Below are 16,816 nucleotides of genomic sequence, written 5' to 3'. Positions count from 1 at the left end.
GGGCCCTCGTCTGCGTTGACGTGGCGGGTCCGGTCCACTGTGAGACCCAGCGTAAGCTCGTGAGCTGCATCACGTAAACCATGGAATAACGATGCACATCAACGCTTTTCCAGATGCCAAGAATCAGCCGAACTGGATCCACGTAGTCTTCGGCGCGGTGTAGTTGTCGAAGGCGTGGAGGGAGAGATCCCGGCCGAATCCGGACTGCTTGAAGCCTCCGAACGGAGTGGTATTTCCCAGTGCATCCACGGTGTTGACGGAAACCGTTCCGGCCAGCAGCTCCCCAGCCACCCGATGGCCGCGGGACAGGTTGGACGTCCACACAGACGCGGCTAATCCGTAATCCGTGGCATTTGCCAAACGCACCGCTTCCTCCTCCGAGTCGAAAGCGTGCAGCACAGCCACCGGCCCGAAAATCTCGTCCCGGTGGACATCGTGATCCGCCCCAAGCCCTCCCAACAGGGTGGGTTCCAGATAGGCGTCGGAGCCGTGGATTTCGCGCCGCTCACCGCCGAAAAGCACCTCACCTTCGGCGCGGCCGCGCCGGATCCAGCCTTCGACGTCGTTCGCGTGGGCGCTGCTGATCAGGGCACCGTTGCCCTCCAATCCGGCCAAGGGATCTGCGGGACGATAGCCCGCCGCCGCGTCAGCAAGCAGAGCAGCAAATTCGTCATGGATGTCCCGCTGAACCAGGATCCGGGAGTTCGCAGAGCAGACTTGTCCCTGGTTATAGAAGGCCCCAAAAGCGGCCTTAGCTGCCGCCTCAGGCAGGTCTGATGTATCGGCAAAGATGATGTTGGAACTCTTGCCGCCCGCTTCGAGGCTTAGCCGCTTGAGGTTGCTGCGACCCGAGGCTTCCAGCAGGGTGCGGGAAACGGCAGTGGAGCCCGTGAAGGCCAGCGCATCAACGTCCATGTGGTGCGCCAAGGCCGCGCCCACTTCGCGGCCCGTACCGGTAATGATGTTCAGGACGCCATCCGGGAGACCCGCTTCCGCGGCCAATTCGGCGAGGCGCAGCACACTGAGCGAGGTCTGCTCGGCCGGTTTGAGCACCACAGTGTTTCCGGAGGCGAGCGCTGGCGCCAGCTTCCACACTGCAATTTCCAGCGGGAAGTTCCAAGGAACGATCGCCGCCACCACGCCCAGCGGCTCGCGCGTCACCAACGCGGTTGCCCCTGGCGGAACTGCCGGCAATTCGCCGTTCTGCTTGTCCGCCGCTTCCGCATACCAACGCAGCGTGGAAATGGCACCGGGCACGTCCACGGTGGTGGTCTGGAGTATTGGTTTTCCGCTGTCCAGCGTTTCTAGGAGAGCCAGTTCATCAGCATGCTGCTCCATTAGGGCAGCCAAGGACAACAGCAGCGCCTTCCGCTTCTCGGCGCCGCAGCGTGCCCAGGCAGGAAAGGCACGCCTAGCGGCTGCTACCGCGAGATCAACGTCGTCGGCTCCGCAAGCGGCCAGTTCAGCGAGGACGCGGCCGCCAATCGGACTGATCGTAGGACGGGTCAGTCCTGTGCCGGACGCTGTCCGGCGACCGTCGACGAAGGCCCTGCCATCCACGGCCAGGGCGTCGGCTCGTCCGTGCCAGTCGAAGGAGAGTGCGGTGGAAGTGGTGCTCATGGTGACTCCTGAGGTGGGTTTTCTAGTTCCGGGGTGATGGTGGGGTTAAGGGTGGTGCTGTGGTCCGGGGTGGTGCTGAGGTCCGGGGTGATGCTGGAGTGCGGGCCATGCGCAGAGCGGCCGAAGCAGCAATGAGGCAAAGAAACTCAACGCCAATCAGGGTGAGCATGGACGTCTGATGGTCCGAGGAGGTTGTGCCGCGTCCGGCGCTGCTGTGGACGGAGCCATGGTGGCCGCCGCCAGATCCCAACCCGCTGCCAGATCCCATGCCGGCGGGCCCCAACAAGAGGACCATGTGGATGAGGATCATGACTGCGCTCATGGCCAGGAGGTGGCTGGCGGCACGTGGTGCAGCCTGCCGGGCGCAGGGCCGCAGTCTTCGCACGGGGAATCCCGCCATGGGAGCGATGCAGCTCAGGCACGCAGCACCCATGGCCGCCATCCACCAAGCCATCACGCCTGCCGGCCCACTGACGGCTGCCACAACATGAGCTGCAGCGCTGCCCGTGGCGACCAAGCCAACAACGCCCGCGGAAACGGGCGTGCTGGTGCCGCGCCGCCACGGTAGGCGGTGTTGCTGATTCATGGTTCTCCTGGCTGCCGGCAATGTTTGGGTGAAGGACTTTACGCCGGCCTGTGAGGTGAGTAACATCAAAGCGTTGGTTGAACAGTTGTACCATCAAAAATCGACTTCAGGAAGTGCCATGACCCTTCAGACCACCCCCTCGGCCGCAACGACGCAGGCCGCAATGACGCAGGCTCCGCTGGGGCAGCACCCGCTTGAGCAGCTCTCGGCACGGGAAATTCAGCAGGCCCGCCGGATTCTGGCAGAGGCCGGCCTCGTCGCAGAAACCACGCGCTTCGCTTACCTGGGCCTGATCGAGCCACCCAAGGCCACCCTTCAGGGAGATGCGCCGGACGCCCCACGTCTGGTCAGGGCCATGCTCTGGGACGCCGCGCAGTCGCTTTCCTTGGATGTCAGGCTGTCCCTGACCACCGGCCTCATGTTGGAAAGGCATGAACTCAACCCGCAGATCGATGGTCAGTTGCCGGTTCTCCTCGAGGAATTCGGGATCATCGAGGACATCCTGGCCGAGGACCCCCAGTGGAAAGCCGCCCTCGAGAGCCGCGGCCTGACCCCGGCCCAGGTCCGAGTCGCTCCCCTCTCCGCAGGTGTCTTCGAGTACGGGAACGAGGAAGGCAAGCGGCTGCTTCGCGGCCTCGGATTCCGCCAGGACCACCCCGCAGACCACCCGTGGGCCCACCCGATTGACGGGTTGGTGGCGTTTGTTGATGTGGAAAACCGCCGGGTTAACCACGTGATCGACGACGGCCCGGTTCCGGTTCCGGAGGTCAACGGCAACTACACCGATCCAGCTATCTACGGCGAGCTCCGCACGGATTTGAAGCCCATAGAGATCACCCAGCCCGAAGGTCCCAGTTTCACCCTGGAGGGCAATCACCTGTCATGGGCAGGCTGGGACCTGCGCGTAGGCTTCGATGCCCGCGAAGGATTGGTACTCCACCAGCTGCACCACTCGCACCAAGGGCGGCGCCGCCCGGTGGTTCACCGCGCGTCCATCTCCGAAATGGTGGTCCCCTATGGCGACCCTTCCCCCTACCGCAGCTGGCAGAATTACTTCGATTCCGGCGAGTACCTGGTGGGCCGGGACGCCAACTCCCTCAAGCTTGGCTGCGACTGCCTGGGCGACATCACGTACATGTCCCCTGTGGTGGCCGACGACTTCGGCAACCCCCGCACCATTGAGAACGGCATCTGCATCCATGAGGAAGACGCTGGAATCCTGTGGAAGCACACGGATGAGTGGGCCGGCTCCAACGAGGTCCGGCGCAACCGCAGGCTGGTTGTCTCCTTCTTCACCACCGTGGGCAACTACGATTACGGCTTCTACTGGTACCTCTACTTGGACGGCACCATCGAGTTTGAGGCGAAGGCCACCGGCATTGTGTTCACGGCAGCGCTTCCGGACAAGGATTACGCCTACGCCTCGGAGATCGCCCCGGGCCTTGGCGCCCCTTACCACCAGCACCTCTTCAGCGCCCGGCTGGACATGATGATCGACGGCGACACGAACCGGGTTGAGGAACTGGACCTGGTGCGCCTGCCCAAGGGGCCAGGAAACCCGCACGGCAATGCCTTCACCCAGAAGCGCACGGCGTTGACCCGTGAATCGGAAGCAGTCCGCGACGCCGATGGCAGCAAGGGAAGGGTGTGGCACATCAGCAACCCGGCCTCGCTGAACCACCTCGGCCACCCCGTGGGCTACACCCTCTACCCGGAGGGAAACCCCACGTTGGCCATGGCGGATGATTCTTCCATTGCCTCGCGGGCCGCCTTTGCCAAGCACCACCTGTGGGTCACGCAGCACGCCGAGGACGAACTCTACGCCGCCGGTGACTTCGTCAACCAGCACCCCGGAGGTGCCGGGCTTCCCAGCTACGTGGCTCAGGACCGCGACCTTAATGGCCAGGACCTCGTGGTGTGGCACTCCTTTGGCCTGACCCACTTCCCCCGCCCTGAGGACTGGCCCATCATGCCCGTTGACACCACCGGGTTCACGCTGAAGCCGCACGGCTTTTTCGATCAGAACCCCACCTTGAACGTGCCTTCCTCTGCCGCCGGGCACTGTGCTCCTGCGGAGCAGAATGGCGGCTCCTGCGGACACTAAAGGCTTTACCCGCGCCCATCACTGCGGGAGCGCCCATCACTGCGGGAGCGCGCCCCGGCGTTCCCGCAGTGGTAGGGTGCTCACGGTCCCGCCATGGCCACCCGCGCAAACGAACCACCACTCGAACGTCCGAAACAAAGGAGCAGCATGCCCCGCTTGGTTGATCACGAGGAACGCCGGCGTTCCATCATCGAGACCACGTGGCGCCTGATTGCGGAGCAGGGCATCGAGAACGCCAGCATGCGGGACATCGCCCGGGAGTGCGGCTACGCAGCGCCCGGCGTGCTGGCCCATTACTTTCCCAACAAGGACGCCCTGCTTCTGGCGTCTTACGAGTTGATCTGCGACCGCACCAATGAGCGCATCGCGGCTGGCACGGCCGGCCGTCGCGGCCTGTCAGCCCTTCGAAGGCTGTGCCTGGAAATCATCCCGGCCGATCCCCTCACCGTGGTGGAAGCCCGTGTGGCGGTTTCTTTCTGGCAGCGCGCGCAGACGGAGACTGCGCTGCGCGCCGTCGGCCGGGAAGCCCTCCTTCACTGGCGTGGCCTGGTGATGGGCTTCCTTGCCCAAGCAGAGCACGACGGCGAATGCGAACCTTTGGTGGATCCGGACGCCGTGGCCGATGAGCTGCTGAACATCATGATGGGCCTGCACGTCACGTCCATGCTGGATCCGGATGCGGTCACCGGTTCCCGGCAGCGGCATTTGATGGAGCGCGCACTTGCGCGGCTTGCCGTCACTGTATGACCCCATCTAACAGACAATTCACCCCCGTACGCGAGGGTGAATTGTCCACTGGACGGTGTGTGTCTACGTGTGCGCCACGCCCTGCGTTGCCCGGGCTGGGGTTCCCGGCGATTGCAGGTCTGCCGCGTCCTCGCTCAGAAGGTCCTTGCCTTTGCTTTCCTTCATGCTCAGCACGGCAGCAAGCCCAATCAGGCCTACAAGGATCAGGTAGAAGGCGGGCATCATGTCGTTTCCGGTCTGCGCAATAAGCCAGGTCAGGACGAACGGGACGGTTCCGGCGAAGATGGCCGCGGTGACGCTGTAGGCAATGGAGAGCCCGGTCTGCCGCGTGCGGGTGGGGAAGAGTTCAGCAGCCGCGGCCGCATGGACACCCAGGATGAGGGCCAGGATGACGCCCAGTCCAATGGTGCTGGCGACGCCGGCCCAGGCTGTGCCCGTTTGCATGATCAGGAACAAGGGATAGGCCAGCACCACCAGCGAAACGGCGGCAGTGATCAGGACCGGCTTCCTGCCGATTCTGTCTGACAGCGCCCCCACGAACGGAACCAGAATCAGGCCTGCCAGGACGCGGCCGTCGAAAGCAGCGCGGCCGTTCCGGCGTCGAAACCCAATACTTTCTCCTGATAGGTCAGGAGATAGACGAGCACTATGTAGAAGGTCACGTGCATCATGACCTCCAGGCCACTCATCTGCAGCAGCTGCTTCCGGTGCTTGGTGAAGACCTCTTTGACGGGGCTCTGCGGCACGTTGCCCAGCTCCTCCAGCGAACGGAATTCCGGAGTGTCTTCAATCTTGGACCGGATGTAGAAGCCAATGACCCCCAGGGGAACCGCGATCAGGAAGGGGATGCGCCAGCCGCCGTCGGCGATTGCTTGGGCGTCCATGGCGCTGGAAAGGACGAACACCACCAACGAGGCCGCCAGGAAACCGAGGAGGCTTCCGAATTCAAGCCAGCTGACGCCGAATCCGCGGTGTTTCCTGGGTGAGTACTCGGCCAGGAAGGCGGCCGCGCTTCCGAACTCACCTCCGGCCGCGAGCCCCTGAACCACCCGGGCGGCCACAAGAAGGATGGGCGCCCACAAACCGATTGCGTCGTAGGTGGGCAGGAGTCCTACCACCAACGTGGCACCGCTCATGGAGAGAATCACGATTGACAGCGTCTTCTTGCGCCCGATCCTGTCGCCCAGCGTTCCGAAGACCAGCGCGCCCAGTGGACGGACGCCGAAGCTGATGGCGAAGACGGCGAAGACTGACAGCAGTGCTGCCGTGCTGTCCTGTTGGGGGAAGAAGACTACGGCGATGGTGGAAGCGAGGTAAGCGTAGATGGCCCACTCGAACCAGTGGACGAAGACGCCGATGGAACCGGCGGCGACGCTGGTGCGCAAACCCTTTCGGCTGATCTGCCCCTCGATGTTCTTGGTGTTCACAGTTCCTCCTGGAGGAAGAGATCCACATGACGTGGATCACGCCCGATTGCTGGTTTTACCCATCTTCAGGCGCTGGAATGTGATCTGTCTAATAGATTTTTAACACCAAGTGCATCTGCTGAGCAGATGAATAAAAAGCGTCACCTAGCTCCGAGCCGTGCGTGCTGCGACAATCTGATGCCGGACCGCCTGCGCTACCGCCCGCACCCTCGCCGTGGGCCGGTGGGACTTCAGGTGCGCCAGGACTGTCTTCAATTCCGGCACGTCGTCGCGGATTTCGACGGCGGCCAGCTGGCCGCCGTCGTACGTCAACTGGTGCTGTGGACGCTGGTGGAGGATGGAATAGCCGAGGCCCCGGGCCACAAAAGTACGCACCGTTTCATAGCTGGCCGAACGGAAGCGGACGTCCGCTTCCTGGCCGCCCAGCCTGGCGATGGACAACATGAGATCGCGGGTGTGCGGCATGTCCAGCAGCACAAAGGGTTCACCGCGCAAGGAGGACAGGTTGACTGTCTTTGAGCCGGCCAACTTATGGTCCGGCGGCAGCGCCACATACGGCCTGACGGTGTCCACCACGGAACTGGCGATGGCCTCGGGGAGGTCCAGGTCGTAGCACAACGCCACATCGGCCTGCCCGCTGAGCAAGGCGCTGATGCAGCCTGAGGTATCGGTTTCGATGACTTCCGCCTCAAGGGCAGGATGGTCCTCCCGCAGCTTGGTCAGGACGCCCGGGAGCAGGAAGGGGGCAAGGGTGCTGAAGCAGGCAATACGTATACGTCCGGAGACGCTTTGGTGTTCTCCACGTGCGTGGTCAACACTTTCCTCGACCTGCGCAAGGATGGCTTGGGCGTCCCTGACGAACAGCTCGCCGGCCGGCGTGAGCACCAGCCCCTTGGAGCGCTGCCTGATGAAGAACTGCGTTCCGACGTGCCGTTCCAGCTGGGCGATCGCCGCAGAAACCGCGGACTGGGCCACATTGAGGCGAACAGCAGCACCGGTCATGGACAGCTGCGCCGCCGCTTCCACGAAATAGCGCAATTGCGTGAGGGTCACATCCATGGGACGAGAATACACTCTGGATCTGAAAAGTCGATGCAATCGTTCTAAAAGAACTGTTGGACAGATTTAGTACAGCGCACGAAGCTGAAGGATACGAGCACCTGCCACAAACCGACCGAAAGGCGCTACAAGGTGAAGCACCAGCGTATCCGCACGTTCAATACCAAAGAGACCTATCCGGAACAGAACCTTGACAACGATCTGTGCCAGGCCGTTGTGGCCAACGGCGTGGTTTACCTTCGGGGCCAGATCGGACAAGACCTCGAGACGCGCGAGTCCGTGGGCATTGGCGACGTCGAAGCCCAGACGGAAAAGGCGATGGCCAACATTGACATGTTGCTCAAGGAGGCGGGCAGCAGCCTTGAGGACATCGTCAAGGTCACCGTCTACCTCATAGATCCCCGGTACCGTGAAACCGTCTACCGCACCATGGGCCGCTGGCTCAAAGGCGTGTTCCCCGTCTCCACAGGGATTGTTGTCCAAGCACTGGCACGCCCGGAGTGGCTCGTGGAAATTGATGCGACAGCAGTGCTCTCGACGGAAGGTCAGCAGTGACGTTCAGCATCACGGCCACCGATGGCAGTGGCAGGTTCGGCATCGCTGTCTCTTCTTCCTCTCCTGCGGTCGCTGCCCGCTGCGCGCACTTGCGCGACGGGGTAGGCGCCGTCAGCTCCCAGAACATTACGGATCCCCGGCTGGGAACAGCATTGCTGAACCGCCTGCAGGCGGGCTATTCCGCGCAGGAGGCGATTGACGCCGTCGTGCAGGAATCACCGGCGGTGGACTACCGGCAACTGGTGGTCCTGGACGCAAACGGTGGATCCGCCGTGTTCAGCGGCGCGCATACTCTTGGCGTGTTCGGCGAAGGCCGGGGTGCGAACAGTGTGTCTGCGGGCAACATGCTCGCGCATCCTGGTGTTGCCCAAGTCCTCTGCGACGCCTTTGAAGCCAGCGCCGGAGAGCTGGAAGTGCGTCTCATGGCTGCCCTTCGAGCCGCCATTGCGGCCGGCGGCGAAGCCGGACCCGTGCGATCGGCCGGACTTTCGGTGGTGTCCGGGCACGGCTGGCGGGACACTGACCTGCGCGTGGACTGGCACGATCATCCCATCGAGGAGCTGGAGAAGCTTCTGGACGTGTGGCTTCCGCAGCGGCAGGACTACGTGATTCGTGGCCTGGACCCCGCGTCGTCAGTGGGTTATGGGGTGGCGGGCGATGAGCGCTAAACAAACAACCGCTGCCAACCCGGCGGTTCAGCGCCAGCGGGTCCTGGATTCCGTTGACGCACAACAGCCGCATCTGATCAGGCTCTCCGAAACACTCCACGCCAACCCGGAACTTGGCTGGCAGGAACACCGCGCCGCCGGCTGGACCGCCGACTACTTGGCTGGTCACGGCTTCGAGGTGGAAAGAGAATATCTGGGCTTTCCCACCGCGATCCGAGCAGTCTTCGGAACAGGTTCCCGCCGCGTTGGGCTCATGGCCGAATACGACGCCCTTCCGGGCCTCGGCCACGCCTGCGGCCACAACATCATCACGGCAGTATCGTGCGGTGCTGCCGTGGCCTTGGCACAGTTCGCTGCCGTGCATGACCTCACCGTGGAACTGTATGGAACCCCTGCCGAAGAAGGCGGCGGCGGAAAGATCGAGCTCCTCAAAAAGGGCGCTTTCCAAGGCTTGGACCTGGCCATGATGGCACATCCCAGCCCCGTCGATTCCGCCGAAGCCCGCCCCTACGCCGTGGCCCACAACCACGTGGAATACCGGGGTAAATCAGCCCACGCCGCTGCGTATCCGGATCAGGGCGTCAACGCCAACGACGCCTTTATTGTTGCCCAGGTGGCGTTGGGCCTCCTTCGCCAACAACTGCCTTCCGGTACCCGGGTCCACGGGATCCAGACGCGCGGGGGCGAAGCGCCCAACGCCATACCGGAAAAGACCGAGGGCCGCTGGTACGTCCGTGCAGAATCGCTGGCGCTGTTGGGCGAGTTGGAAGAGCGTGTTCAGCGGTGCTTCGAAGCCGGGGCTTTGGCATCCGGCTGCGAGTTGTCCGTGACCCCGGAATCGGAGCCCTACTCGGAGTTCCGCACGGACCTGCGGGCTCTCGAGCTGTACATGCACCATGCGCAGTCTCTGGGACGCGACTTCAACGCACCCCCGGAACAAGCCACCATGAACCGGGCCTCCACGGACATGGGCAACGTGTCCCAAGTGGTTCCGGCCATCCACCCCTACATAGGACTCGGCTGCTTCCCGGCAGCCAACCACCAGCCCGAGTTCGCCGCGCACTGCGTCGGCGACGCCGCCAACCTTGCCATTCACGACGGCGCAGCCGCCTTGGCACTCACGGCGTTGGACTACCTGGCAGCGTAGCCAGGGGGTCCGGCGTCGTGAGCATTTCCAGGAACAGGACCATGACAGAACACCTAACTTCTCCCAGTACGGAAACGCCGGGAGTACGACGAGAGCAGGACAGCCTCGGGGACGCGGACGTTCCCGAGGCTTCCTACTGGGGAATCAGCACGCACAGGGCCGTGGACAACTTCCCCGTCAGCGGACGAACAATCGGCACCCTTCGTTCCCTCATCTGGAGCCTGGGTGCCGTGAAATACTCAGCCGCACGTGCAAACGAAAGCCTGGGTCTTCTTCCTCCGGACAAATCTGCAGCCATCCAAAAGGCCTCCCTGGACGTCATGGATGGCCACCTTGATGACCAGTTCGTGGTGGACACCATCCAGGGCGGTGCGGGAACCAGCACCAACATGAACGCCAACGAGGTCATTGCCAACCGCGCTCTGGAACTGATGGGTCACCGCAAAGGCGACTATGCGGCGATGCATCCCATTGATGACGTGAACCGCAGCCAGTCCACCAATGACGTCTACCCCACCGCCATCAAGATCGCCCTGCAGCGGGAAATAACGGAGTTCTGCGAGGAACATGACAGGCTCATCCAGGCCTTTGATACCAAGGCCACGGAGTTCGCCGGAATCATCAAAGTGGGCCGCACCCAACTGCAGGACGCGGTGCCCATGTCCATGGGACAAGAGTTCGGGGCCTTCGCGGACACCCTCCGCGAAGACGGCCTGAGGCTCCTTGAACTCCTTCCGCATTTGCGGGAATCCAACCTTGGAGCCACCGCCATCGGCACGGGTATCACCGCCTCCCCCGGGTACCGGGAAGCTGTAATCAAGGAGCTCAGCTGCATCACCGGCCTTCAACTGACCTCAGCAACCAACCTGGTGGAGGCCACCAGCGATACGGGCGTCTTCATGCTGGTGTCCGGCGTCTTGAAGAGGGCTGCCGTGAAGCTTTCCAAAATCTGCAACGATCTCCGTCTGCTCTCCTCCGGCCCGCAAACTGGATTCGGAGAAATACTCTTGCCCGCAGTCCAGGCAGGGTCCTCCATCATGCCGGGGAAGGTCAACCCGGTCATCCCGGAAATGGTCAACCAGGTTGCCTTCCGGGTGATCGGCGCGGATGCCACTGTAACCATGGCCGTTGAGGCCGGGCAGCTCCAACTCAACGCTTTCGAACCGGTCATTGCCGACGCCTTGCTGGAATCGATCGCTTGGCTCACTGTGGCCTGCCGTCAACTCCGGACGCACTGCGTGGTGGGCATCACCGCCAATACGCAGATGCTGCAGCAGCGGATGCTCGAATCCATCAGCGTGGTCACCGGGTTGGCGCCCCTGATCGGGTACGCCGCCGCGGCCGAACTGGCCAAGGAAGCTCTCGCGTCCCATCGTGGCATCGCGGAACTCGTCATTGAGCGCGGACTGCTCGACCCGCAGAAAATGGAGGCGGCTCTTTCCGCCAAGTCGTTGGCGGGCCTCGGCTGACCGGATAACTGCGCACGCAACAATACGTAAAGGCCCGACGGCGGCACTCACGCGAGTGCCGCCGTCGGGCCTTGCCGGCTCTAGCGGTGGCCGCGAGACCTAACAGCAGCAAAAAGGGGACCACGCCTGCTTGGCGTGGTCCCCTTCTGCTCTTGGCGTCAGGCGTCAGACGGCTCCGCTCGCCACCAACGCATCCTGCTCATTGTGGGTGAGGTAGCTCCGCTGGATGGTGATCTGGTCTGCAACGTACTTTGCATCGTGCCAGACACCCCAGATGAAGCTGGATCCACGGCGTGACTGCCATGGCAGCCCCAGGAAATACACGCCCGGCTCCGTGGATACGCCGCGTTGCTGCAGCGGCTTTCCTTTGGCGTCGAAGGCGTCCACTTGCAGCCAGCTGTAGTCCACGGCGAAGCCAGTTGCCCACACGATGGACGTAACTCCAGCTCCGGCCAGGTCCAGCTCGCGGAGGGGGTTGGTGAGGCTCTCCGGGTCCGGCCTGAGGAAGCGGGCTTCAGGTTCCTCCGGCAGGTCCAGGCCATTGCGTTCCACGTAGGCGTCAGCTTCGTCGAGCAACTCCAAGTAGTGGGCATCGCCGTTCGCGATGTTGGTACGGAGATCGTCCGCGAAGCGCATGGTGCCGTCCTGAAGCTCCATGGTCCGTCCCACGAGCTTGATTCCGTTCTCGGCGAGCGCCCGGAAATCCACGGTGTGGCCACCCTCTGCCCCGCTGACCGCGATGGTCACATGCTCGGCGCCCAGAGCGGGCGTGGAAGCGTCCCACTTGCCCAGCACACCCAGCCACCAGCAGAAGTCCCGGCCACGGTAGTTCCGCGGGGGCCGGTCGTGCGGGCCAACCGAGAGGTACACCTGGCGGCCTGAACGCTGGATCTCCGCGGCAATCTGCACGCCCGAGGAACCGGCCCCCACCACCAGTACTGCACCTTGCGGCAGTTGGCCGGGGTTGCGGTACGAGCTTGAGTGCATCTGCATCAGGCCGTCAGTTTCAGGAACGACGGCGGGGATCACCGGCCGCTGGAACGGCCCTGTGGCGGCGACGACGTAGCGTGCGTTGTACTCGCCGTCGGATGTTTGTACGTGGAAGCCCGGCGCACCGACGTTTCTGCGCACGGACCTGACCTCGACGCCGCAGCGGATGGGCGCGCCGATCTTCTCGGCGTACGCCACGAAGTAGTCCGCTACCTGCTCTTTGGAGGGGAACGAACCGGGCTCGATGTCGGTGAATTGCAGGCCCGGGAAGCGGTCGTGCCATGCGGGTCCATTGGCAACCAGGGAGTCCCACCTCATTGAACGCCACCGCTCGGCAATGCGGTGGCGTTCCAGGACGATGTGGGGAATTCCCCGCTCGCTCAGGTGCTCGCTCATCGCTACCCCGGCCTGGCCTGCGCCTACGATGAGGACCTCAACCTCTTGGCTTGACATGTGATCTCCTATGTGGCGAAAGGTCGCAGCGAGCTGGCTGCTGCGGCCCTTTTCTGTGACGGTTAATTCATTCTCACGTGCACAAGTGCATCTGCATAGCGAATAAAACAGCGCAATCACATCGGAAATTATGATTCAGTAATGGGCCACGCCATGGCTCTGTGGCAGGATGACTCACAGCCCGCAAAGCCTCATCGGCAAGACCCGATCAGCAAGGAGAACGTGACGTGAACACGCCCATCAAGATCGCCGTGACTGGCGCGGCCGGCCAGATCGGCTACAGCCTCCTCTTCCGGATCGCCAGTGGCGCCCTCTTCGGCGCTGATACTCCAGTTCAACTCAGGCTTCTGGAAATCACCCCCGCTTTGAAGGCGCTGGAAGGTGTGGTGATGGAGCTGGACGACTGCGCGTTTCCCACACTCGACTCGGTGGAAATCGGCGACGACGCCGACCATATTTTCGACGGCGTCAACCTTGCCCTGCTCGTGGGTGCCCGTCCGCGTTCCAAGGGCATGGAGCGCGGCGAGCTGCTCAGCGCCAATGGTGCCATTTTCACAGCACAAGGCCAGGCACTGAACCGGGTCGCGGCCGACGACGTCCGCATCGGCGTGACGGGCAATCCGGCCAACACCAACGCCCTGATTGCGATGAGCAACGCCCCGGACATCCCCGCCGCTCGGTTCAGCGCCCTGACACGATTGGATCACAACCGCGCCCTGGGACAGCTTGCTAAAAAAGCCAACGTCGGCGTCGGAGATATCCGCAAAATGACTGTCTGGGGAAATCACTCCGCAACGCAGTACCCGGACATCTTCAACGCCGAGGTCTCCGGCAGAAACGCGGCCGAGGTAGTGAACGATCAGGAGTGGATCGAGAACGACTTCATCCCCACTGTTGCCCGGCGAGGTTCAGCGATCATCGATGCCCGGGGTGCGTCCTCCGCGGCATCGGCAGCGTCGGCAACCATTGATGCAGCCCGCGATTGGCTTCTCGGCACCCCCGACGACGATTGGGTTTCGATGGCTGTTGCCTCCGACGGATCATATGGGGTGCCCGAAGGTCTCATCTATTCATACCCAGTGACTACCTCGGGCGGAGACTGGGAAATTGTTCAAGGACTGGAAGTGAACGAGTTCAGCCGCGGGAAGATGGACGCTACAGCCGCTGAGCTTTCCGACGAGCGGGCTGCCGTGGCTGAGCTCGGCTTGATCTGATGCCCATCAGTGGCGTCGCGTGGGCGTGACCAGGCGGGCAAGCTCGGTGCCGGGTGCCGCCAGCCGGTCCACGGTGCTGAAGATCAACTCCTGCATTGCGGCTGTGGCTGCTGAAGGGCCAATGTCGTTACGTCGGGCCAGATTGACCGTTCTTGTCAGTGCGGGGTTGATCAGGCGGGCACTGCGCAGTCCGGGCCGGCCAATGACAACCATTGCCGGCACCACCGCGACGCCCAGTCCCCGTTCAACGAACCGCAGCACGGCATCCATTTCGGCCCCTTCGACGGCGATCACCGGTTCCAGGCCTCTGGCGGCGAAGGCAGCCTCGGTAGCCATCCGCAGATCGTAGCTTCGGTTGAAGGCGACCTGCGGAATGCGCGCCAGCTCTTCCAAAGTGAGTTCTTCGGGCAACGACGATCCAGCGGCGGAGACCACCACCAGTTCCTCGGTCAGCAACGGAATCAGTTCAGTGCCCTGCACGGCCGGGTCCGTTCCACGGGTGACCACCAGAGCCAGGTCCAGCGCGCTTTCATTGAGTGCACCCACCAGGAAACGGGAACCACCTTCGGTGATGTGCAATTCAATTCCGGGATACGCGCTTCGGAAAGAGGTCAGCACATCGGCCACCAATGAGACGCAGAGGGTAGGTGGGGCGCCCAGGCGAATGCGGCCACGGCGCAACCCTGCGAGCTCGTTCATCTGCTCCCGCGCGGTTTGTGCGTCGCCGAGCATGCGCCGGGCGATGGGCAGGAGGAGCTCCCCCGCATTCGTCAGGGTCGCCCCGGACGGTCCGCGGTGGAAAAGAGCCACTCCCAGATCGGCCTCCAGCGCCGCGATCTGCCTGCTGAGGGAAGGTTGCGCGAGATACAGCTGCTCGGCCGCGCGTGTGAAATGACCCACTCGGGCGATCGCCTCGAAGGAGCGCAACTGCTCTAGCTTCATGGTCATAGCCTAAACGCATCGACTTCAGTCAAACAATTCATTGGAAACATCACGCCGCCCCTTCTAGCGTTGGCATCATGAACCTCAACACCACTCCAGAACGCCTCATGTCCACCACCGTGCTGGTTATCGGAACCGGCGGTGCCGGCCTGCGCGCCTCCATTGAACTCGCCCAGCAAGGAGTGCAGGTGCTGGCGGTGGGCAAGCGTCGCAAGCACGACGCCCACACGAGCCTCGCCGCCGGTGGCATCAACGCTGCTTTGGGCACCATGGACCCTCAGGACAGCTGGCAGCAGCATGCCGCCGATACCCTGCGGGAGTCCTACTTCCTTGCCGATCCGTCCATCGTCGAGACAGTTGCCCGCAACGCCGCCCGTGGCATCGAGGACCTTGAACAGTGGGGAATGCCCTTCGCCCGGGAGGAGGATGGACGCATCTCACAGCGCTTCTTCGGCGCCCACAAGTATCGCCGCACAGCCTACGCCGGTGACTACACCGGCTTGGAGATCCAGCGCACCCTCATGCGCCGGGCCGCAGAGTTGAACGTGCCCATCATCGACACCGTCTACATCACCCGGTTGCTCGTGGCCGACGGCACCGTCTTCGGAGCCTATGGATTCGACGTCGTGGACGGCACCCCCGTGCAGATCCACGCCGACGCGGTGATCCTGGCCGCAGGCGGACATACCCGCATCTGGCGGCACACCTCTTCCCGGCGCGATGAGAACACCGGGGACTCCTTCCGGCTGGCTGCGCTGGCCGGAGCCAAGATCCGCGACGCCGAGCTAGTCCAGTTCCACCCTTCCGGCCTCTTGGAGCCCGACGACGCCGCCGGCACCTTGGTCTCCGAGGCGGCGCGAGGAGAGGGAGGCATCCTCACCAACGCCCTCGGTGAGCGTTTCATGGAACGCTACGACCCCGAGCGCATGGAACTTTCCACCCGGGACAGGGTTGCTCTGGCCGCATTCACCGAGGTCGCCGAAGGTCGAGGGACAGAGAAGGGCGGCGTCTACCTGGACGTCTCCCACCTGCCGCGGGAAACCATTATGGAAAAGCTGCCCAGGGTCTACCGCACCCTGATCGACCTGCAGATGTTGGACATCACCACCCAAAAAATCGAAATTGCGCCCACCGCTCACTACTCGATGGGTGGGGTGTGGGTGGCACCAGAGGACCACGGAACGGGAGTGAACGGCCTCTACGCTATCGGCGAGGCATCTTCCGGGCTGCACGGCGCCAACCGCCTCGGCGGCAACTCACTGATCGAGCTGCTCGTTTACGGACGTATTACCGGCGAGCATGTGGCCCACTACGTCCGTTCACTCACCCACCTCGTCCGGGATCCGGCCGCAGTCGGAATAGCGCGCGGGGAAATGCAGTCACTGCTCAGTGACCGCGGCAGAGAGTCCGCACGGCGGCTGCAGCGTGAACTGCGCAACCTCATGACCGAACACGCCGGGGTAGTGCGCACTGAACAGGGACTGGAACGAGGACTTGAGAAGCTGACGGCTTTGGAGGAACGCGCCCAGTTGGTCACAGCCCACCCGGACATCGCAGGGTTCGATGATCTGGCCCACGCCTACGACCTCCTCGGCTCCCTCCTGGCAGCACGAGCCACCCTGGAGTGCGCTCTTGAACGCCGCGAAACCCGCGGAGCCCACAACCGTGCTGACTTCCCGGAGGCAGATCCCACCTTGCAGGGGAACTTTATCTGGTCAACAGATGAGGGCGTCAGGTTCGAGAGTCTTCCGCCGGCTCCGGATTCCTTCCGAGCCCTCGCCGAGGCAAACGCGGACGACTCGGTGGCCGGCAAGCTCGTCGAGTAAAACCCGCTT

General features: G+C 63.3%; 15 protein-coding genes. 8 read left to right on the top strand and 7 right to left on the bottom strand.

From position 1 onward, the window contains the following. Positions 1-123: 123 nt before the first annotated feature. A complete protein-coding gene (locus tag CQ020_RS22620; RefSeq protein ID WP_105694098.1) occupies positions 124-1,620 on the bottom strand; it encodes an aldehyde dehydrogenase in 1,497 nt (498 codons plus the stop codon). A 22-nt stretch (positions 1,621-1,642) separates the two neighbouring features. Then, on the bottom strand, positions 1,643-2,206 hold the full coding sequence (locus tag CQ020_RS22615) for a hypothetical protein (protein ID WP_105694097.1): 564 nt from the start codon (positions 2,204-2,206) through the stop codon (positions 1,643-1,645). A gap of 118 nt (positions 2,207-2,324) precedes the next feature. Here CQ020_RS22615 and CQ020_RS22610 point away from each other — a divergent pair, with 118 nt between their 5' ends. After that, complete coding sequence (locus tag CQ020_RS22610; protein ID WP_105694101.1) at positions 2,325-4,310, top strand: primary-amine oxidase; 1,986 nt, start codon at positions 2,325-2,327, stop codon at positions 4,308-4,310. A gap of 147 nt (positions 4,311-4,457) precedes the next feature. Continuing rightward, a complete protein-coding gene (locus tag CQ020_RS22605; protein ID WP_105694096.1) occupies positions 4,458-5,057 on the top strand; it encodes a TetR/AcrR family transcriptional regulator in 600 nt (199 codons plus the stop codon). Between the two features lie 63 nt (positions 5,058-5,120). Here CQ020_RS22605 and CQ020_RS24615 read toward each other — a convergent pair whose 3' ends face one another. From CQ020_RS24615 to CQ020_RS22595, 3 genes are all read right to left on the bottom strand, one after another. Then, a complete protein-coding gene (locus CQ020_RS24615; RefSeq protein ID WP_258142167.1) occupies positions 5,121-5,594 on the bottom strand; it encodes an MFS transporter in 474 nt (157 codons plus the stop codon). A 14-nt stretch (positions 5,595-5,608) separates the two neighbouring features. Further along, the gene (locus tag CQ020_RS24610) at positions 5,609-6,484 is read right to left on the bottom strand and encodes an MFS transporter (protein ID WP_258142166.1); all 876 of its coding nucleotides are present in this window, start codon (positions 6,482-6,484) and stop codon (positions 5,609-5,611) included. A 144-nt stretch (positions 6,485-6,628) separates the two neighbouring features. Continuing rightward, on the bottom strand, positions 6,629-7,543 hold the full coding sequence (locus CQ020_RS22595; protein ID WP_105694095.1) for a LysR substrate-binding domain-containing protein: 915 nt from the start codon (positions 7,541-7,543) through the stop codon (positions 6,629-6,631). A 132-nt stretch (positions 7,544-7,675) separates the two neighbouring features. Here CQ020_RS22595 and CQ020_RS22590 point away from each other — a divergent pair, with 132 nt between their 5' ends. From CQ020_RS22590 to CQ020_RS22575, 4 genes are read left to right on the top strand one after another with little or no spacing between them, the layout of a single operon-like run. Further along, a complete protein-coding gene (locus CQ020_RS22590; protein WP_105694094.1) occupies positions 7,676-8,098 on the top strand; it encodes a RidA family protein in 423 nt (140 codons plus the stop codon). Next, positions 8,095-8,766 (top strand): DUF1028 domain-containing protein, encoded by a 672-nt coding sequence (locus CQ020_RS22585; RefSeq protein WP_105694093.1) that lies wholly within the window; start codon positions 8,095-8,097, stop codon positions 8,764-8,766. Before CQ020_RS22590 ends, CQ020_RS22585 begins: the two co-directional genes overlap by 4 nt. After that, a complete protein-coding gene (locus tag CQ020_RS22580) occupies positions 8,756-9,913 on the top strand; it encodes a M20 family metallopeptidase (protein ID WP_105694092.1) in 1,158 nt (385 codons plus the stop codon). The genes CQ020_RS22585 and CQ020_RS22580 overlap by 11 nt, the downstream gene beginning before the upstream one ends. A 41-nt stretch (positions 9,914-9,954) precedes the next feature. After that, complete coding sequence (locus CQ020_RS22575) at positions 9,955-11,382, top strand: aspartate ammonia-lyase (RefSeq protein ID WP_105694091.1); 1,428 nt, start codon at positions 9,955-9,957, stop codon at positions 11,380-11,382. A 165-nt stretch (positions 11,383-11,547) separates the two neighbouring features. Here the strand turns inward: CQ020_RS22575 and CQ020_RS22570 are convergent, their stop codons facing one another. Continuing rightward, positions 11,548-12,825, bottom strand: a complete 1,278-nt coding sequence (locus CQ020_RS22570; protein ID WP_105694090.1) for an NAD(P)/FAD-dependent oxidoreductase — start codon at positions 12,823-12,825, stop codon at positions 11,548-11,550. Positions 12,826-13,052: 227 nt separating this feature from the next. On the opposite strand from CQ020_RS22570, the gene CQ020_RS22565 reads away from it, so the two are divergent. Then, positions 13,053-14,039, top strand: coding sequence for a malate dehydrogenase (locus tag CQ020_RS22565; RefSeq protein ID WP_105694089.1), 987 nt, complete (start codon positions 13,053-13,055; stop codon positions 14,037-14,039). Between the two features lie 6 nt (positions 14,040-14,045). Here CQ020_RS22565 and CQ020_RS22560 read toward each other — a convergent pair whose 3' ends face one another. Continuing rightward, positions 14,046-14,987, bottom strand: a complete 942-nt coding sequence (locus tag CQ020_RS22560; RefSeq protein ID WP_105694088.1) for a LysR family transcriptional regulator — start codon at positions 14,985-14,987, stop codon at positions 14,046-14,048. Between the two features lie 71 nt (positions 14,988-15,058). Between CQ020_RS22560 and CQ020_RS22555 the strand changes: the two genes are divergently transcribed. After that, complete coding sequence (locus CQ020_RS22555) at positions 15,059-16,807, top strand: L-aspartate oxidase (RefSeq protein ID WP_105694087.1); 1,749 nt, start codon at positions 15,059-15,061, stop codon at positions 16,805-16,807. Positions 16,808-16,816: the final 9 nt, after the last annotated feature.

This window comes from Arthrobacter sp. MYb23, from assembly GCF_002979775.1.
In the GTDB taxonomy this organism is placed as follows: domain Bacteria; phylum Actinomycetota; class Actinomycetes; order Actinomycetales; family Micrococcaceae; genus Arthrobacter.
The sequence above is the reverse complement of the archived record's forward strand: the minus strand, read 5'-3'. Positions and strand labels throughout refer to the sequence as shown.